Below are 20,230 nucleotides of genomic sequence, written 5' to 3'. Positions count from 1 at the left end.
CAAAAAGTAAATTAGATAAAATGAAAAGCACTGTAATTTTAACCTTAGTATTAGCACTTACTTTTAGTATTAATGCGCAAAAAAAGAAATCACAAGATCAAGAAGCTATTAAAGAGATGTGTGGTTGTTATGAAGTCACCTTTAATTTTGCCGAAACCTTTTCTTATAGTGAAGATTCTTTATATAGACCTTCAAAAACTAAAGTAGACAAAGGATTAGAGTGGGCACAATTAGTAACTGATGCCGATGATAAAATTTCTATTCAGCATTTATTGCAGGTAGGACGACCAGACCAACCAATGATAATAAAGCATTGGAGACAAGATTGGTTGTTTGAAAACAAAGATTTCTATATGTATAATGGCGATAACGAATGGGTGTTTGAAAATAAATCTAAAGACGAGGTTAAAGGACAATGGACACAAAAAGTATATCAAGTAGATGACAGTCCACGTTACGAAGGGTCTTCAACTTGGGTACATGTAGATGGTAAAAGCTATTGGGAAAACGAAACTACAGCACCTTTACCTAGAAGAGAGTATACAAAACGTAGCGATTATAATGTGACCTTGAGAGGTAACCGACAAGAAATCACTAAATACGGTTGGTTACATGACCAAGATAATTCTAAAATAATAAGAGAAGAAGGAAAAGACGATGTTGTTTTAGCCAAAGAAAAGGGGTATAATACCTATGTAAAAGTGGATGACAGCAGATGCCAAGCAGCACAAGACTGGTGGAAAGAACATCAAGACAAATGGGCTTTAGTGAGAAGTAAATGGGATGAGGTTTACGGAAGAAATAAAGATTTAGTATTAGAAACTAAAGTAGATAACAAGCCTTTATATAAGCATTTGTTTGATGATGCCGTTGTAGAGCAAAAAGAAATTGAGACTACTATAGAGTCGTTTGTAAAAAAATAATATGAAGCATTTAAAAACCTATTTAGCCGTTTTAGTATTCGCCTTAAGTTTTCAAGCGTTTTCTCAAAGTAATGTTTTTTTACACAGAGAATTTTGGGACTCTAAACCAAGTGTTGAAATCTTAGAGAAAAAGATTAAGGAAGGCAATAATCCATCTGAAGCCAATAACAATAATTTTGATGGTGTTGTATATGCTATTTTACAAAATGCACCGTTTAAGTCTATTGTTTATTTAATGTCACAAAAAGGAAATGATGTAAATAAACTAACGCACGATGGTAGAACTTACATTTTTTGGGCTGCCTATAAAGGCAATACTGAAATTGTAGCATACTTATTAGAAAATGGTGCTAAAACTGATCTTACAGACGATAAAGGCAGTACAATTATCAATTTTGCAGCAGGAGCAGGCCAAGCCAACACTAAAGTTTATGACCTCATTTTAAATAAGAATCCAGATCTTATTAAAAAGAAAAATCCCAATGGCGCTAATGCCTTATTATTAGGTGCGCCAAAGGATACGGATTTTAAATTAATAAGCTATTTTCAGTCACAAGGATTAGATATTAAAAGTGTAGATAACGATGACAACGGCATCTTTAATTATGTGGCGAAAGCTGGCAATATAGAATTAATGAAATCACTTATAGAAAAAGGGCTAAAAGGCACAGACCAAGCCTTTTTATTTGCAGCAACTGGCACACGAGGAACATCTAATGGAATTGAGGTTTATAAATATCTTGAAAGTGTTGGCTTAAATCCTAATGTTTCAAATAATGATGGCATTAACCCATTACACATTTTAGCGTCAAGTAGTAAAGATGAAACGGTAATTAACCATTTTATAGAAAAAGGTGTCGATGTTTTCGCTACAGATAATCGTGGTAATTCTGCATTTATGAATGCGGCTTCAAGAAATAATTTAACTATAGTAAAGTCGTTATCTCAATATTTAAAGGAGGTAAATTTAAAAAACAAAAAAGGTCAATCTGCTTTATCGTTAGCAGTTGGTGGAAATGATGCTGATGTTGTAGAATTTTTACTTAATAATGGTGCTGATACCTCAGTCATTGATGAAAAAGGAAACGATTTAACCTATTACTTAATCAATTCTTATTCAAGCAGAAATAAGGCCCAATTTTCTGAAAAGCTGGCATTACTAAAACGTAGAAATATTGATTTGTCTACAGTGCAAAAATCAGGAAATACTTGGTATCATTTAGCGGTTGAAAAAAACAGTTTAGAGTTGTTAAAGTTGGCAACAGAAATGAAGCAAGATATCAATGCTAAAAATAGTGAAGGCAATACAGCATTACATTTAGCAGCAATGAAAGCTAAAGATGATGCTATTCTTAAATTTTTAATAGCACAAGGCGCAGATAAAAAAGTAACTACAGATTTTGAAGAATCTGCCTATGATTTGGCTCAAGAAAACGAATTACTTTCAAAGCAAAAAGTTTCAATTGAATTTTTAAAATAACAACTTTTAAAGATGAAAAAAATAAAATTAATAACCTTATTATCTATTCTTGTATTAGGATTGGTATCCTTTACAAATTTTACAGAATCTAGCAAATACAAATGCATGATTCAAATGACAAATTATACTGGAGAAGGCGCTTATATTGTAATTTCTTTATTAAATCCAGAAGGTGAATATGTAGAAACCTTAAATGTAAAAGGTGATGATGATGAGTGGTATAATACAGTAGAATCTTGGTGGCAATTTTACGGTAAACGTAGACCTAATATTGATGCTATTACAGGAGCAACTATTAGTGGTGGTGAACGTGCTATTAGCGTTATAGAAATTGATAACGATAAAATTGATAAAGGTTATAAATTAAGATTTGAAACGGCTGTTGAAGATCAAGAATATTACGAAAGTGATGTGGAATTAGAATTAACTTCAGCAAGTGTAAAAAGTAAAGTAGAAGGCAAAGGCTTTATTAGATATATACGTTTAATGGCTCAATAAAATCCAATGAAATGACCATTTCTATTTGGAGATTTAGTCATCTTATGTTGGCTTTAGTGTCTTCACTTTTTATAATTTTAGCTTCAGTAACTGGTGCAATTTTGGCTTTTGAGCCTATTTCTAACCAGCTACAACCTTATAAGATTAATAGCAATACATCTTTAAGTACGACTATTAGTAGTCTATCAGAACGCTATGACGAAATTATTACCATTGCAACCGATGAAAATGATTTTGTTGTAGCTTCTGTAATTACAAAAGAAGGTCATAACGAAACGTTTTACATTAATCCAGAAACAGGAGAAAAGCTTGGTGAACGCATTGAAAAAGCACCAATATTTAGATTCACTACCAATTTACATCGTTCCTTATTTTTAAAATCTACTGGCCGTTTTATTGTTGGTTTAGTATCGTTCTTCTTAATTCTCATGGCCTTAACAGGCATGGTGTTAATAGCGAGAAGACAAGGTGGAATAATGCGCTTTTTTTCGAAAATTATAAACGAAAATTTCGAACAATATTACCACGTCATCATAGGACGTTGGTTATTAATTCCGGTCATTATTGTTGCACTTACTGGTGTTTATTTGTCGCTTGAAAAGTTTTCATTATTACCAGAAACAAACATATCACATACCTATCCTGATGCTGAATTAGGAACCGTTGATCGTATGCATATTTCAGATTTTGAACTATTCAATGCGTTAAAAATTTCAGAAGTTGAAAGTTTAGAGTTTCCATTTTCAGATGATATCGAAGATTACTTCTTTTTAAAATTAAAGGATAAAGAACTTTTAGTTAATCAGTTTAATGGAATAGTCGTTAGTGAGCAAGTTTATCCAATAGTCAAGATATTATCAGACTGGAGTTTGTTTTTGCATACTGGTCAAAGTTCCATATGGTGGTCCATAGTCTTATTCTTGGTGAGTGTAGCGTTGCTATTCTTTATATATTCTGGTTTCGCTATGACTTTAAAACGTCGAAAAACAGCAGAAAAAGTTAAAAACAAATACACAAAAGAGGAAGCAGAGCATATTATTCTAGTCGGTTCAGAAACAGGTAGTACCTACAAATTAGCCAACCTCTTTTACAAAGCGTTATTGGCAGACGGCAAAACGGCTTTTATTTCAGATTTAAATAATTATACAGCGTACAATAATGCAGAACAATTAACAATTTTTACATCGACCTATGGTGAAGGCGAAGCTCCAATTAATGCTAATAAATTTGAAAAATTATTAGAAAGCACATCTCAAAACAAGGTAATCGATTACGCTGTTGTAGGTTTCGGATCTTTGTTGTATCCAGCTTATTGTAAATATGCCGAAGTGATAGATGACTTATTGCTTAAGCATAAAAGCTTCAATAGAACACTTGAGCTTGTTAAAATTAATAATCAGTCGTTTGAAGCCTTTAATAATTGGGTTTCTCAATGGAATACAATTAATAATAGTCAACTAAAAATTAAACAACCCGTTGAAAAACATAGTTCAAAATATACCAGACAATTTGAAGTTGTAAAGCGCACTGCATTAAATGTGGATAATACGTTTTTAATTCAACTCAAACCATTGAAGCATATTAAATTTCAGTCTGGCGATTTATTAGCGTTTAGACCAAATACGGACGAAGCAGCAAGACAATATTCCATAGCCCAAATAGGAAATGATATTCTGCTTAGTATTAAAAAACATGATAAAGGTGTGTGTTCTACCTATTTTAGTCAATTACTTCCATCAGATTTAATTACTGCGACTATTGAGCCCAATCAAGATTTTCATTTACCAAAGGCAACTAAAGATGTTGTATTAATTGCAAACGGAACAGGTATTGCGCCATTCTTAGGCATGATTCAAGAACATCAAAACCAGAATAATATACATCTATTTTGGGGTGGACGCACTAAGGCATCCCTAAACTTATATACCGATTACTTAAATGATGGTAAACTAGCCCAACTCTATGTTTCATATTCACAAGAGCAAGCGGAAAAGATATATGTACAAGATATACTACCTCAAAATAAAACCTTTATAGCTAGACATTTATCGGCAGGAGGTGTCGTTATGATTTGTGGATCTATCGCAATGCAAAATTGCGTTTTAGAGGTATTAAATAATATTACAATAAAAACATTAAACAAACCATTGAGTACGTTTCAAAATAACGATCAGCTGCGAATGGATTGTTATTAAAATAAATAATTATGTGTCAAAATATAAAAGTATTGTCTAAAGTAAATAGTGGTGAATTGTTGTTTTGTGAAGAGTGTGAGCTCTATCATTTAGCATTTAATAATTTGTTTTTTGCAATTAATTTAGAAGAACTAAAACGTCTAAGATATTACGTAAATAATATTGACCCTGAGTATTGGGAACAAAAATATAATAGCTGTTCCGTGAGAAGAAAAATTCCATTACCATCTACTCAAGAGAATTTGGTCATTATGTTTAGTAGGCAAGAATTAATGGAATTACGTACGCTTTTAAATTATGATGTATTTAATGGTGAGATATTTAATAAGTTCTTGAATGTTGATGATATTGATTATAATTTAATTCTTAATTAAAGCATTAGAATTTTGCGAATTCTGTAAAAATCAAGGTTATTTTAATTTATTCTAAATAAGCTTTGTAAATAAATGTTTGTGTATTAAATTTGGGACTTCAAAATGAATTTATTTATATCAAGTCTAAATAAAATTATCAATCTAATTAATTCCATCTATGATGTTAAGTAACAATTTACAAAACAAAATGAAAATTTCGAAAAGCCTAGTATTAAGCATTTTTGCAGCAGGTGCATTATTCACGTCATGTTCTAGTGACGATGACAATGGCGTAACAGGTCCAGAAGTAATTGAACCTGCAACATATGAGTTTGAAAGAAACGGAACGACTACAGTAAGTTACGACGGCCAAACAACACGTATAGAAATGGGTGAGGAGTTTGTATCCGCACTTAGTGATGCAAGTAAATCAGAAGCCGAATTAGATGGTATGTTTACAAATACAGGAGATTATTTTTCTACAAGTGCTTTAAACACCTCAGGAAAAGATATTAGAAGTAAAACAGCAGCTTCTACAGATTATTTTTCTGCGAATACTACAGATGCTACAGCTATAAAAGCACAGTTTGATACTTGGATTGCTAGTCAAGTTAGTGAAGTGTTTCCTAATTGGAATACAGATGCTGTTGCTGGTACAGCAGGAAAAATACAAGAAGCAGGTGGAGGCTCAACGCGCTATGTAAGTGCTAAAGGTGTGGAATATAACCAAGCAATCACTAAAGGGTTAATTGGTGGATTAATGGCAGACCAAATCCTTAATAATTATTTAAGTCCAGCGGTCTTAGATGCTGGTAATAATGTAGAAGATAATGATAATGACGTCTTAGATGGTTCTAATAACTATACAACTATGGAGCACAAATGGGACGAAGCTTTTGGTTATTTATATGGAACTGATGATGCTTTAGCACCACAATTAAATGTAGATAGTTTTTTAAACAAATATTTATCGCGTGTAGAAGGCGATGATGATTTTGCTGGCATTGCCCAAGATATCTATGACGCCTTTAAATTAGGAAGAGCAGCAATTGTTGCTAAAAATTATACGGTTAGAGATGAACAAGCTGCTATTATTAAAGAAAAAATATCAATAGTAATTGGTGTAAGAGCAGTATATTACTTACAAGCTGGTAAGGCAGGTTTAGGATCTGATTACGCGTCTGTATTCCACGATTTATCAGAAGGTTTAGGTTTTGTTTATAGTCTTCAATTTACACGTCAACCAGGAACTGATGTACCATATTTATCAAAAACTGAAGTAGATGCTTTTATGTCAGAACTTTTAGAAGGTAATGGATTTTGGGACGTAACTACTGAAACTTTAGATAGTATTTCAGAAGATATTGCTGATCGTTTTAGCTTTACTGTAACAGAAGCAGCAAGCTAAACGTTAAAATATTTAAACTAAAAATTTAAAGCATAAGCATTCATTAGGTTGAAAGCTTATGCTTATTTATCTTTGCACCCGAAAAAGAAAAATATAGATGTTAAAAAAAATAATACTTTTTGTAATTGTCGTTGCAGCGATTTCATGTAGTTCATCTGATGATAATGGTGGTTCTAATAATGATGATGGTTTTGACAGAACGGCATTGCTAACCAATGTGGCTGATAATATTATCATTCCTGCCTTTCAAGATTTGCAATCTAAACTCGCTTCTGTAGATGTTGCCACAACCAGTTTTATAAATGATAAGTCTACTGGTAATTTAGATGCTTTAAGTGACGCTTGGTTAGAAGCGTATAAAGTTTGGCAACATGTACAAATTTATAACTTAGGCGAAGCAGATAATTTAGGTGGAGGAGAAAGAGGCTTTGTAAGTTTCTTTAATATTTATCCTGTAACTGTTGCAGATATTGAAAATGCAGCAAACACTGGGAGTTATGATTTAAATACTGCTAATTATCATGATGCTCAAGGGTTTCCGGCTTTAGATTTTTTAATTCACGGCATTGCAACAGGAGATTCATTACCATTAGATAAATTTACTACAAATAGCGATTTTGAAGGTTTTACTACCTATTTAACAGATGTGGTCACTCAAATGATAAGCTTAAATACTGCGATAGTTAATAACTGGGTATCGAGTTATAGAAGTACATTTATTGCCAATACAGATAGTGGACTTAATGGGTCTTTTAATAAGTTAGCTAATGATATTGTTTATTCTTATGAGAAAGATTTTAGAGCTCAAAAAATAGGAATTCCTGCAGGTATTTTTTCTAATGGTGGTACACTTCCAGAAACCGTTGAGGCATTTTATAAAAAGGATGTTTCAAAAGAATTAAGTTTAGAGGCTTTAACAGGAATTGAGAATTTATTTAATGGCATATCTTATAACAGTGTAAGTTCTGTTAGCGGCTCATCTTTTAGTACGTATTTAGAATTTTTAGACCGAGAAGATTTAGTTACTGAAATTAATAATCAGTTTGCCGCAGGACGAAATGCTATTAACGGTCTTAACGATGATTATACGCAACAATTAAGCGATAACAGTATACAAATGACAGCGGCATATGATATTATTCAAGCTGCAGTGCCAAAATTAAAAGTGGATATGAAACAAGCTTTAAATTTTGTTATTGATTATGTAGATGGTGATGGCGATTAATTGTTTTTAAAAAATAAACCAAAGAGGTTGTCTAATGGCAACCTCTTTTTGTATTACATATTAAATGCTAAAAAAACTAAAATTGTATTTAGACACTAATACTAATGCAGCGCCTTTGGCTGTGTTTAGGATTGGGTTTGGTGCGATGATGTTAGCAAGCATTATTAGATTTTGGAGCTTGGGTTGGATAGATAAATTGTACCTGCAACCAAAATTTCAGTTTTCTTATTACGGTTTTCAATGGGTAAAACCTATTGGAAACTATACGTATTTACTATTTGCTTTATGTGGTCTAGCTGCTCTTTTTGTTCTAATTGGTTTTAAATACAGAATAGCAATTATTTCCTTCTTTCTGAGTTTTACGTACATTGAGTTAATGGATAAAACCACGTATCTCAATCACTATTATTTTATAAGTGTACTTAGTTTTTTAATGTGCTTTTTACCTGCAAATGCCTACTTTTCTGTAGATGCCTTTCTTAAAAAAACGCATTACAAGCAAATCCCAAAATGGACTATTGATGTCATCAAATTGTTACTCGGAACGGTTTATATATATGCAGGCTTAGCAAAACTTAATAGTGATTGGTTGTTTAAAGCCATGCCATTAAAAATCTGGTTGCCATCTAAATACGATATACCAATTATAGGCGAAACCCTAATGCATAAAGATTGGTTTCACTTTGCCATGAGCTGGTCTGGTATGTTATATGATTTGGCCATTCCGTTTTTATTACTCTATAAGAAAACGAGAACATTGGCTTTTGTATTGGTTGTTATTTTTCATGTGTTTACAAGGATTTTATTTCCTATTGGCATGTTTCCATATATTATGATTGTGTCTACATTAATATTCTTTGATGCTCATGTTCACGAGAAGATTCTTAACGTTTTTAGACAACTTTTAAAACCCTTAAAGTTGAAGGTTGAACAACCAAAAACTGAAACATATAGGTTTTCAAACCGAAAGATTATCATTCCAATATTAGCTTTGTTTTTTGCTGTGCAACTTGTGTTTCCTTGGCGATATGTATTGTATCCCAATGAGTTGTTTTGGACAGAAGAAGGCTATAGATTTTCATGGCGCGTAATGCTCATGGAGAAAGCAGGCTACGCTAATTTCAAAATTGTAAATAGCGAAACAAAAGATTTTTTCTATGTCGATAATTTAGATTTTTTAACGCCATTTCAAGAAAAACAAATGAGCTTTCAACCCGATTTTATTTTGGAATACGCTCATTATTTAGGCGACCATTTTAAAAGTCAAGGCAATCAAAACATTCAGGTATTTGTAGATTGCTTTGTTGCGTTAAATGGAAGAATGAGTCAACCTTATATTGACCCAAATGTAGATTTATACCAAGAGAAAGAATCATTTAAACATAAAAACTGGATACTACCATTCAATGATGAAATTAAAGGTTTATAACACAATATTACTTGTATTCATTACAGTGTCTTCGGCTTTAGCTCAAAGCAAAGTTTCAGGCATTGTAACATCACAAGAATCTAACAAATCATTATCTAATGTTGAAATATTTGAAAAAGCCTCTGGCTTATTAGCCAAGACTGATGCTAAAGGTTATTTTGAATTTACAACCACAAAAAAAACACTAACCTTAGTGTTCTTTTCTTATGAATTTCAGGTGGTAGAAATAAGCGTTGTGGTAGATGGAGATACAACAGTAAATCAATCCCTTGAAACTTTAGGAGAACAACTTACAGCTGTAGAAATTACAGCCCGAAAAGCCAAAGTTTTTGAATTAAGCCGATTAAATGATGTTGAAGAAACAGCCATTTATGCAGGCAAGAAAACTGAAGTGATTTTAGTTGACCAATCTATGGCGAATTTAGCTTCTAATAATGCCAGACAAATTTATAGTCAAGTTGCAGGATTGAATATCTTTCAGAATGATGATGCAGGTTTACAACTAAATATTGGAGGTAGAGGTCTAGACCCAAACCGAACCTCTAATTTCAACACCAGACAAAACGGCTACGATATTAGTGCAGATGTTTTAGGATATCCAGAAAGTTATTATACACCACCTGCTGAAGCCTTAGAGCAAATACAAGTCGTTAGAGGTGCAGCATCTTTACAGTACGGCACACAGTTTGGAGGCCTTATCAATTTTATATTTAAAAAGCCAAATCCTAATAAAACTATTGAGCTTATTACCAGAAATACTGTAGGAAGTAACGGATTGTATACCAACTTTACAAGTCTGAGTGGTACTAAAGAAAAGTTCAGTTATTATACTTATTTCAATTATAAAAAAGGCGATGGCTTTCGGCCAAATTCTGAATTTGAATCCAAGAATGCTTTTATGCATTTGGGCTATCAATTATCTGATAAAACCAAGCTTTCAGGAGAATTAACTTATATGCGCTATTTAGCACAGCAGGCAGGTGGTTTAAGTGATGCTATGTTTAATGAAGACGCATTTCAGAGTAATAGAACCCGAAACTGGTTTCAGGTAGATTGGTTACTTTATAATTTTAAAATAGCACATGAGTTTTCTGAAAACACCAACTTTACATTCAACTTTTTTGGATTAGATGCAGAACGAAATGCTTTAGGTTTTAGAACCAACAGACAAGATATTCCAGATAATTTTGAAGAGCGCGACTTAATAATAGGTGAGTATAATAATTTTGGTTTTGAAGCCAGATTACTTAATAAGTATAAATTGTTTGGCAAGGATGCTACAGGACTTATAGGAACAAAATTCTATAAAGCTGATAATACCTCAATCCAAGGGCCAGGTTCTGATGGCATTGGTCCAGATTTCGAACTGCAATTAGAAGATTTTCCAAATTATGAGAGTCAATCTAACTTTAGTAATCCAAATCTTAATGTGGCTGTTTTTGGCGAGAATATTATTTATTTAAATGATAAATGGTCGGTTACACCAGGATTTAGATTAGAATATATAAAAACGGAAAGCGACGGATTTTCTAAACGTATTAATTTAGATGGAGCAGGCAACGTAATTCTTAATGAAACAGAATTTTCAGATGAATTAAACGAGCGTTCTTTTGTGTTGTTTGGCTTAGGCACAAGTTACAAGCCAAATGAAAATGTAGAGTTTTATGCCAATGCATCACAGAATTATAGGTCAGTAACCTTTTCTGATATTAATTTAGTTAATCCCAATTTTAGTGTAAGACCTTTAGAAGATGAAACAGGACTTACAGGAGATTTAGGTTTTAGAGGTCATTATAAAGGCTTGGTTTCTTTTGATATTAGCGCCTTTAGTTTATTCTATAATGACAGAATAGGGATTACGCTAGAAGTACAAAATGATAATAGTGTTAGAAAAGTAAGAGACAATATAGGAGATGCCTTTATTTTTGGTTTAGAATCTTTAATTGATTTCGATTTAAATAAACTTTTTATTGATAGCAGTAAGTATAGATTTAACTATTTTGTAAATACGTCTTTGATACATTCAGAATATACCAAGTCTGACGAAACAGGAATAGAAGGGAACCAGGTAGAATTTGTACCGCAACTTAATTTAAAAACCGGATTAAAATTCGCATATCAAAATTTTCAAACCAGTGTGCAATACACTTATATTTCTGAACAATTTTCTGACGCACCCAACTCAGGTAATGATCCTTTAGGAAGTTCTGGTATCATTGGGCTAATACCAGCATATGATATTTTAGACGTTTCTTTATCCTATCAATACAAACAAATTAAATTAGAAACAGGAATAAATAACGTTTTAGATAACACCTATTTTACAAGACGAGCAACAGGTTATCCTGGACCAGGCATATTACCATCGCCACCAAGAAACTGGTATGCAACTTTAGAAATTAAAATTTAATCGCCATCTGTATCTGTAGTTGTAATGACAATAGATAAAATACTTCTTACATCTACAGCAAAAAGAATACGTAAATCTTCAAGTTTAGAATGTAAATCTTCTACTAAATCGTGGTTTTGTTCAACAGCTTCATTTAATGGTATAGTAATAGCATTTAGAGCTATATAGATGTCATCTATTTTGTTTTGTATAGCATCATTTAAATCGGTTGTATTGGTAATAGAAAACACATAATCATCCACTCCTAAACCATTAGGATTAAAATAAGCCGTTTCTACACTTTCTATACTCGCTTGTACAAGTGCTTTAGACGTTTCACTGTAATAGGCTTGGGTAAGTTCTGAGTTTATCACTTGCGAATTTTCTAAACCAGCTGGTTTTCCTACTTTGGTTGTTTTGGTAACATCTAAAGCATTATGCATGCCGTTATAATATTGGTTGAAGGAACCTTGAATTCCAGAATCATCACTATTAATAAACGTCGTCGCATAATCTTCACCAGTAGCAGACCATACGTCTTGAAGTTTCTCTGCTCTTGACGTTAAATAGGCTGCAGCTAATCTTAAATAATTTCGTCTTTTTTCGGAATCAATAAACGTAGTATTCGTTGTGGTACCATCTTCAGAAAATAATAAATATTCTAATGCGGCAAGTGATTTTGCTTGAGCACTAATGGTTGCCATAAACGATTCGTCTATAGTGTCATTATCTGATATAAAAAATTCTATAGCACCTTCCACAGTTGGCCAATTATAAATAGACGTATGTATAAATTGATCTCTTGCGCTTCCAATATGGTGCACATAGGTTTTTTCATAGGCTATAGCTGTAACTTGCCATTGTGATTTTGCTAATTCTAAATTAGCTGTTGTTGGTGTATTTACATAATCATTAACCGTTGCTTCAAAATTTATGCTTGAGGCAACAAATAAATCAATAGAAGGCATAATTTGTTGTTCCGTTAAATCCGTTAATAAGGTTTTAACGTTAAATCCATCATTAGAATCGTCATTACTATTACATCCTAAAATAATAAGAGTGAGGAGGATTAAAGCTAAGGCTGTTTTTTTCATATGTATTATAATGAGTTGATAAAATCAATAACGTTTTCACGTTCTTCTTGAGATAGGTTTTTAAATGCATTTTTTATAGATTCCGCTTCACCACCATGCCAAAGTATGGCTTCTTCTACATTACGTGCTCTACCATCATGTAATAAAAATGTGTGATCGTTAACCGTAGATATAAGACCAATTCCCCAAAGTGGTTGGGTACGCCATTCATTGCCATTGGCATCAAAATCTGGTCTGTTATCTGCTAGGTCATCTCCCATGTCATGCAATAAGAAATCAGAATACGGTTTTATAGTAACATTTTCTAGTAGCGGACTAATATCAGAAACTCCTGTCGTTTGGTTAATTGAATGACAGTCAATACAATTTAATTCGTTAAAAAGGACTTTCCCTTTTAAAACAGATTCTTCTGTAACATTACGTCTGTTGGGTACTGCTAATGTAGATTGGTAAAATAATATACGTTCTAATTGTTCATCTGTAACTTCTGGATCACCACCATTAGGAGCGTCAATGCAATCTTGTTGAGGCGAAGGACAATTTGTTTCTGGAAAAAGTGAAGTCGTTAAACCCATATCACCACTTAAAGCACCAGCAATTTGTTGTTTTAATGTTGGCATATTGGCTTTCCAGCCATATTTTCCAATTTTATCGCTTTCTGCTTCTTCGTCGTAAACGTAATTTGGTCGTCCGGAAATCCCATCATTATTTGAGTCAAACTCGTCTACAAACTGTAAAATTTCACTATCAGGTAATGCACTTACGAGACCTAAACCAATAGTTTGTTGCGCTACTCTTGGTGACATTTGTACACCTATTAAACTCCCAAATTGTTCTTCAGAAAAGGAGTAGATTGGCTTTTGTAATTGGTAAGTAGTGCCATCTGCGTATGTTCCATTAATGTATTCATAGGTGACATTAACTTTGGCTTCAAAAGGAATATCGTTATTCGCTCTATCTTGCAGTTGTGTGCCATAATTTGGTACAGGATTATTATTTCCAAAGCTATCTTGTCCAGGCATGCTAATACGCATTAAAAAGCCGTCAGAGTTTTGACCATTAACCAAAGGACCACCTCGTCCATCCTTAAAATGACATCCAGCACAAGCTCTCGCATTAAAAGTTGGTCCTAAACCGTCTCTTGCTGTTGTCGATGCTGGTGCAGATACCCAATTTTGATTAAACAAAGAATTACCTGTAGAAAATTCTCCAATTTCAGTAAAAGATAAGCCGTCAATTTCAAAACCAAAGGCATTGGCACTTGTGCTATTTACACCTAACTCACCAGTTAAATATTCTTCACCTTCTTCATAGAGATCTTCTATAGATGAGTAATTATCATCATCAGACTTACAAGATGTAAGACCTAAAGTAATAACTAATAATATAATGAATTGCGTTTTTCTCTTTAACAAAATCGATATGTTTAAAAATAGATAAATCCCAAGGCGCTAAGCTCGGGATTTATACATATATACTAAAATAAATATTTAAATAAATTAGTTGAGGTTAATGCCAATTACAGAAGCTGATGCACTAATTTCATCTGCTAAGGTAAATAAGGCTTCAACAGCTTGCATTACAGGACCAGAAAGATCATCGGTTGCTTCTTGCGTAATTAAATAATCAAACGGAAGTGCATTATCACCAATGATATTAATTTTTGTCATAGCATCTGTAGCTGCCGTTTGTAAGGCTAATGCTTGTGTAGCATCTGCTTGGCTTACTAAATCGTAAAAAGAAGGACCATCAATACTTCCATAAGACCCATAAATAACATTTATGACACCTTGTGCATTGGCATACACATCTCTATTAGTATTATCTGAAAAGCAAGAGTGTTCATCCTCTTGTCCACTTGCATTAATACCATCTGTAGAATCTACAGGTGCTATCATACGCTCAGAGCTTAACTCGTCACCAGCAATAAAGAATGCACCATTAATTGCTTGTTGTAATGCTGTATCTGTATCTAAACTTTCAAAAACAGTTCTGTAAGTTCCGCCTACAGCCCAAGTATTTACTAAATCTAATAAATCATTGACTAATAAATCAGTACTTACAGTTAAGTATAATGCTCTTCTATCTGCATTGGCAGCAGTAGTATAGTCTGTATAAGAACGTTGACCAGCTAAGTCTTCTGCTGGAGCCGTATTATCTTGTCCCCAAAGTAAGAACTCAATAGCATGCCATCCTGTACTGATGGATTTATCATCAACACCTTCATTTAATCCAGCGATAGTAGCAGCATTTATAGTTACGCTTGTGTCACTGATTATACTACCATAGTCACCAGCGTAATCTTCTGTTCCGTTAGCAACGTAGTCTATATAGCTTTCATCAATTGGCCAAGCATTCATTTGTCCTTCAGTTCCTAAAGACCAAGAATCAGATTCCGTATCAACAGGTCCGTTAGCTTCTCTAAATACTTCAGTTTGTCCGTATGGTTCTCTTGCAGCTAACCATGCATCTTTGGCAGCTGTAAAAGTAGTTTCGGTTGGGTTTGCAACAAAAGTTTCAATAGCCGTTTGCATGGTAACAGCTGTATTATAACTATCGAGATATGATTGGTAAACAATATCTGCATAGTTAGCAACAACTTCCGATTTAGAAACGTCGTTATTGCTAGAATTGTTATCGTCGTCGTCAGAACAAGCGAAAACTAAGCTTAATGATAATGCTAATAATAAAATTGAATGTTTTTTCATTTTTTATAGGTGTGTTAGTTTTAAAAAAAGCAAAACTATTTTTAATATTTTAAAAAGCAAAATTTATTTAGACTAAATTTAAATAATATGCGAAAAACGAAATTTTGACTCCATTAACTGCTTAATATTAAATAATTGGTTGTTTATGTTATCGTTTCTTTAATGTGGCCATTATGTTGAAAAAAAAGCGTAAATTTGTACGCAATTATATCTTAATTGCCATGATAGCACACGAAAATAAAATTGTTGGAGAAGGTCTTACTTACGATGACGTACTCTTGGTTCCTGCATTCTCTGAAGTTCTTCCTCGCGAAGTTAATATTCAAACAAAATTTACAAGAAATATTACAATAAATGTCCCTGTGATTTCGGCGGCCATGGATACCGTTACCGAAAGTAAAATGGCTATTGCAATGGCTCAAGAAGGTGGCATTGGTGTTTTGCATAAAAACATGACCATAGAGCAGCAAGCGGATAAAGTGCGTAAAGTAAAACGTGCTGAAAGTGGAATGATTATCGATCCGGTGACATTACCATTAACAGCAACCGTTTTTGATGCGAAGTCTAACATGGCAGAGCATAGCATTGGCGGCATACCTATTGTAGATGAAAATGGAACCTTAAAAGGCATTGTAACAAATAGAGATTTGCGTTTTGAACATGAAAACAAAAAGCCAATCGTGGAAGTGATGACTTCTGAGAATTTAATTACTGCTGCTGTTGGAACATCTTTAAAGGACGCAGAAAAAATTCTTCAGCAAAATAAAATTGAAAAATTACTTATTGTAGACGATAACTTTATTCTAAAAGGTCTTATAACATTTAGGGATATTACTAAAGTAACGCAAAAACCAAATGCCAATAAGGATTCTTACGGTAGATTACGTGTTGCTGCGGCAATTGGAGTGACTGGTGATGCTATAGAAAGAGCATCTGCTTTAGTCAATGCAGGTGTTGATGCGGTTATTATTGATACAGCTCACGGACATACCAAAGGTGTGGTTATGGTGCTTAAAGAATTAAAGAAGAAGTTTCCAAAATTAGAGGTTATAGTTGGTAATATTGCGACTGGTGAGGCGGCAAAATATTTAGTTGAAGCTGGTGCAGATGCTGTAAAAGTAGGTATTGGTCCTGGATCAATTTGTACAACGAGAGTCGTGGCAGGTGTTGGTTTTCCCCAGTTTTCTGCGGTATTAGAAGTTGCTGCCGCAATTAAAGGAACAGGAGTTCCTGTAATTGCAGATGGTGGTATTCGCTATACAGGAGATATACCAAAAGCGATTGCTGCAGGTGCAGATACAGTAATGTTAGGATCGCTATTAGCCGGAACGAAAGAAAGTCCTGGAGAAACCATTATTTATGAAGGTCGTAAATTCAAATCGTATCGTGGAATGGGTTCTGTAGAAGCAATGAAACAAGGGAGTAAGGATCGTTATTTTCAAGATGTTGAAGATGATATTAAAAAACTTGTACCAGAAGGCATTGTAGGTCGTGTACCATATAAAGGAGAACTTTTTGAAAGTATTCATCAGTTTATTGGTGGACTTAGAGCAGGAATGGGTTATTGTGGCGCAAAGGATATTGCAACATTAAAAGAGTCTGGTCGTTTTGTAAAGATTACAAGTTCTGGTATTAATGAAAGTCATCCGCATGATGTTACCATAACTAAAGAAGCACCAAATTACTCTAGGTAAATAAATATATAAGTTGAGAAATAGGCTTTTATGTTTTCAACTTAAACTTGTATAAATTAAAACAGCATCTTATGGATGCTGTTTTTTGTTTTGGTTAAACTTATTGTATCGATCTTAATGGGAATTCGATCTCATATTATAAAGGTGCCCAAGTATGATTAAAACAGAAAAAAGAAACATCGTGTATTCAAAAACTTCGGCTTGGTCTTCGAGAAGTACTGAGGTCACAAAACCTACAAATGAAACCCACAAAAATATGCTAATCGGTTTAAAAAAACGCCCGTTAGTTGCCTTGTAAATTGAGAAAAACGCTATGGCAATAAAAAGGTATGCTATTAATGGGTTGCTTATAAAGCCAATTCCCATGGCAAGTAGTGCTGGCACAGCTAAACAATGTACAATGCAAAGAAATGCACTGAAAGCGCCTAACTTATCTGCCCAATTGATGTGTTTTGTTTGAATCATTTTATTTGTAATTTATTTTAAGAAACCAGTCTAATTTAATGCAACTGAGTTGCAAAACTATAGAATTAAATTTGTAATTGCAACGTAGTTGCATTAAATTTGTAGACATGGGAATCGTTAGGAAAACAAAAGCTGTAACAACAGTACTCAATATTTTTGAAGCACAAAATGAGGCTAAGTCTGTCGTCCGTCTTATTGAACTTGTAAAAGGCGTAATGAACAAAACAACCGTTTACCGTGTGTTAGATAGGCTAGAACAGGAAGGTGTAATCCATTCGTTTAATGGTAGAGATGGTTTAAAATGGTATGCCAAATGTGACGAAGGCTGTTCTTCTCATAAGCATTTAGATTCACATCCACATTTTCAATGTACGGAATGTGATAAGGTCGAATGTTTGTCCTTAGATGTAAAAATACCGAAACTAAAAAACCACAAAGTAGATTCTACAGATATTTTATTACTTGGACAGTGTGAAGCATGTTGCTCTTAGGAGGTTGAATTAGCCTTTTATAATTTCCTTGTATTCTTCAAAAAAGGCTTCAAATAAAATCATGTTAACGTTAAAGAATTCCATAACCGCTCTCCATGAATTTTTATTGTGTATTGATACTTTTTGTTCTAAAGGTAAATAGATGCGCGAAATTTCTTTTCCGTTTTCTAAATAGAATTCTTCTTCAAAAATAACGTCTGGTAAGTAGTCGTTTTTTAATATGCTTTTTAAAGCGACTAGTTTTTCCCAATAATTGATTCTATTTTCTAAATCATCTTCTAGGTCTAATGCAATAAGTGCCGATTTTGTATCAAAATGAAATTTAAATGACACACCTTTTGCTTTGGTATCGTATAGAAGCCATTTTCTAGGAAATGATTTCCCAAAGCTGGTCCAAAATTCTTGTCGTAGTTGTCTAGATTCTTCTTTTGAAAACATGTTATAAAAAATATGCAATTAAAATTCCCAAACAAATAGCAACTAGTTTAGATAAATTGAATTTATGGCCTTCACTGGCTTCAAATAAAATCGTGGTAGAAATATGCAAAAATATACCTATCACAAAGGCATTGATAACATCTACATAATTGGCAACAAAAGGAATGGTATTAGAAATAAACGTGCCTAATGGTGTCATAGCAGCAAAAGCAACTAAGAAACCTATAATGTGAAGTTTTGTATAATTAGATTGTAACAAAAAAGCACCAATTAAAGCAGCAATTGGTATTTTATGGATTAACACACCATAAACCATATCGTTATGCTCATGGATTGGGAAGCCTTCTAAAAAACTATGAATACATAAACTGATAAAGAGTAACCACGGAAATTGCGTATCTTCTTTATGGATGTGAACGTGTCCATGTTCTGCGCCCTTAGATAAAAACTCTAAAATAATTTGTAATAGAATACCACACATTATAAAAAGGCCAGTTTGTTTGGCATTATCGATGTGATGGTAGACTTCTGGTAATAAATCAAAAAGCGTAAGTGCAAGTAAAAATGCGCCACTAAAAGACAACAGTAATTTGGTACTAATAGATTTTTCTTTTTTAGTAAAGAAAGCAATACCAACACCAATAATTATGGCCAAAATGGGAAGTAAATACTTAGTCATATACCTAAATTACTTAAAAATCATAATTAAACGCTCTGACGTTTTAGAATGGTATTTACTTAATTTAAAATCTCCAAAAACATCTAATAAATGTACACCAGCTTTGTCAAAAAGTAGTTGAAAATCTTCTAATGTAAATGCTTTTACGCGTTCTTGGAATTCAAAGTGTTCTCCGTCAGCTTCAAAATTAATATCCTTAATGATATAACCATCTTTTACATAGCGCTTTTGATGAAAATCGATGCCTTCAACGGTTTTAGTATCTTCAGCAACCAAGTTTTCAATGACGTAATTGGTGTTCATAAAGTCAATCACGCCAAAACCAAACGTATTCAATTCGGCTTTAATAGCTTTTATGGTTTTGAGATTACATTTGTCATCTTCAAAATAACCAAAACTTGTAAATAGATTAAAAACGGCATCAAATGTATCTGGATATGGTTTGCTCATATCATGTACATTAAACTTTAGCGTGTCATTTTCATATTGTTGTGCATGTGTAATGCTTTTCTCAGATAAATCAACACCTGTAACATTATAACCTAAAGAATTGAGATACAACGAATGTCTGCCTTTACCACACGCTAAATCCAATATTTTTCCACCTTCAGGAATATTGAGATAGTTGGTAAGATTGTCCATAAAACCTTGGGCTTCTGTATAATCTCTGTCTTTATATAGAATATGGTAGTAAGGTGTGTCAAACCATGAAGCGTACCATTGTTTAGTTGATTTACTCATAATGCAAAATGTAGTGCAAA

Annotated in this window: 18 protein-coding genes; 11 read left to right on the top strand and 7 right to left on the bottom strand. The window is 33.2% G+C overall.

Features of this window, described 5'->3' with window-relative positions; genetic code table 11:
- The first annotated feature begins 20 nt into the window (after window positions 1–20).
- From HNV08_RS10325 to HNV08_RS10285, 9 genes are all read left to right on the top strand, one after another.
- Complete coding sequence (locus tag HNV08_RS10325) at window positions 21–923, top strand: DUF6607 family protein (protein WP_173281235.1); 903 nt, start codon at window positions 21–23, stop codon at window positions 921–923.
- A gap of 1 nt (window position 924) precedes the next feature.
- Entirely contained in the window at window positions 925–2,403 is a 1,479-nt protein-coding gene (locus HNV08_RS10320) for an ankyrin repeat domain-containing protein (RefSeq protein ID WP_173281234.1), read from the top strand.
- Window positions 2,404–2,415: 12 nt separating this feature from the next.
- The gene (locus HNV08_RS10315; protein ID WP_173281233.1) at window positions 2,416–2,901 is read left to right on the top strand and encodes a DUF2271 domain-containing protein; all 486 of its coding nucleotides are present in this window, start codon (window positions 2,416–2,418) and stop codon (window positions 2,899–2,901) included.
- Between the two features lie 11 nt (window positions 2,902–2,912).
- Window positions 2,913–5,096: a PepSY domain-containing protein gene (locus HNV08_RS10310; protein ID WP_173281232.1), complete on the top strand. Its 2,184-nt coding sequence runs from the start codon at window positions 2,913–2,915 to the stop codon at window positions 5,094–5,096.
- 11 nt (window positions 5,097–5,107) lie between these two features.
- Window positions 5,108–5,470, top strand: a complete 363-nt coding sequence (locus HNV08_RS10305; RefSeq protein WP_173281231.1) for a DUF6686 family protein — start codon at window positions 5,108–5,110, stop codon at window positions 5,468–5,470.
- Window positions 5,471–5,657: 187 nt separating this feature from the next.
- Complete coding sequence (locus HNV08_RS10300) at window positions 5,658–6,857, top strand: DUF4856 domain-containing protein (protein ID WP_173281230.1); 1,200 nt, start codon at window positions 5,658–5,660, stop codon at window positions 6,855–6,857.
- A gap of 97 nt (window positions 6,858–6,954) precedes the next feature.
- Window positions 6,955–8,082, top strand: coding sequence for an imelysin family protein (locus HNV08_RS10295; RefSeq protein ID WP_173281229.1), 1,128 nt, complete (start codon window positions 6,955–6,957; stop codon window positions 8,080–8,082).
- A 64-nt stretch (window positions 8,083–8,146) separates the two neighbouring features.
- Complete coding sequence (locus tag HNV08_RS10290) at window positions 8,147–9,511, top strand: HTTM domain-containing protein (RefSeq protein WP_173281228.1); 1,365 nt, start codon at window positions 8,147–8,149, stop codon at window positions 9,509–9,511.
- The gene (locus tag HNV08_RS10285) at window positions 9,489–11,921 is read left to right on the top strand and encodes a TonB-dependent receptor domain-containing protein (RefSeq protein ID WP_317170231.1); all 2,433 of its coding nucleotides are present in this window, start codon (window positions 9,489–9,491) and stop codon (window positions 11,919–11,921) included. Before HNV08_RS10290 ends, HNV08_RS10285 begins: the two co-directional genes overlap by 23 nt.
- Here the strand turns inward: HNV08_RS10285 and HNV08_RS10280 are convergent.
- From HNV08_RS10280 to HNV08_RS10270, 3 genes are all read right to left on the bottom strand, one after another.
- On the bottom strand, window positions 11,918–12,994 hold the full coding sequence (locus tag HNV08_RS10280; protein ID WP_173281227.1) for an imelysin family protein: 1,077 nt from the start codon (window positions 12,992–12,994) through the stop codon (window positions 11,918–11,920). The genes HNV08_RS10285 and HNV08_RS10280 overlap by 4 nt on opposite strands.
- A 5-nt stretch (window positions 12,995–12,999) precedes the next feature.
- The gene (locus tag HNV08_RS10275) at window positions 13,000–14,409 is read right to left on the bottom strand and encodes a di-heme oxidoreductase family protein (protein WP_194242000.1); all 1,410 of its coding nucleotides are present in this window, start codon (window positions 14,407–14,409) and stop codon (window positions 13,000–13,002) included.
- An 84-nt stretch (window positions 14,410–14,493) separates the two neighbouring features.
- A complete protein-coding gene (locus tag HNV08_RS10270) occupies window positions 14,494–15,702 on the bottom strand; it encodes an imelysin family protein (protein ID WP_173281226.1) in 1,209 nt (402 codons plus the stop codon).
- A 221-nt stretch (window positions 15,703–15,923) separates the two neighbouring features.
- On the opposite strand from HNV08_RS10270, the gene guaB reads away from it, so the two are divergent.
- Window positions 15,924–17,396, top strand: coding sequence for an IMP dehydrogenase (gene guaB / locus HNV08_RS10265; protein ID WP_173281443.1), 1,473 nt, complete (start codon window positions 15,924–15,926; stop codon window positions 17,394–17,396).
- A gap of 114 nt (window positions 17,397–17,510) precedes the next feature.
- Here guaB and HNV08_RS10260 read toward each other — a convergent pair whose 3' ends face one another.
- Window positions 17,511–17,861: a MerC domain-containing protein gene (locus HNV08_RS10260; protein WP_173281225.1), complete on the bottom strand. Its 351-nt coding sequence runs from the start codon at window positions 17,859–17,861 to the stop codon at window positions 17,511–17,513.
- Between the two features lie 107 nt (window positions 17,862–17,968).
- On the opposite strand from HNV08_RS10260, the gene HNV08_RS10255 reads away from it, so the two are divergent.
- Entirely contained in the window at window positions 17,969–18,352 is a 384-nt protein-coding gene (locus HNV08_RS10255; RefSeq protein WP_173281224.1) for a Fur family transcriptional regulator, read from the top strand.
- Between the two features lie 9 nt (window positions 18,353–18,361).
- Here HNV08_RS10255 and HNV08_RS10250 read toward each other — a convergent pair whose 3' ends face one another.
- The 3 genes from HNV08_RS10250 to HNV08_RS10240 are packed head-to-tail and all read right to left on the bottom strand — an operon-like array spanning window position 18,362 to window position 20,210.
- Complete coding sequence (locus tag HNV08_RS10250) at window positions 18,362–18,790, bottom strand: DUF4268 domain-containing protein (RefSeq protein ID WP_173281223.1); 429 nt, start codon at window positions 18,788–18,790, stop codon at window positions 18,362–18,364.
- 1 nt (window position 18,791) lies between these two features.
- A complete protein-coding gene (locus HNV08_RS10245; protein WP_173281222.1) occupies window positions 18,792–19,469 on the bottom strand; it encodes a ZIP family metal transporter in 678 nt (225 codons plus the stop codon).
- A gap of 9 nt (window positions 19,470–19,478) precedes the next feature.
- A complete protein-coding gene (locus tag HNV08_RS10240; RefSeq protein ID WP_173281221.1) occupies window positions 19,479–20,210 on the bottom strand; it encodes a class I SAM-dependent methyltransferase in 732 nt (243 codons plus the stop codon).
- Window positions 20,211–20,230: the final 20 nt, after the last annotated feature.

The sequence above is a fragment of the Winogradskyella eckloniae genome (assembly GCF_013249045.1).
Classification (GTDB): Bacteria; Bacteroidota; Bacteroidia; order Flavobacteriales; family Flavobacteriaceae; genus Winogradskyella; species Winogradskyella eckloniae.
This window is presented reverse-complemented; position numbering and strand designations above follow the sequence as displayed.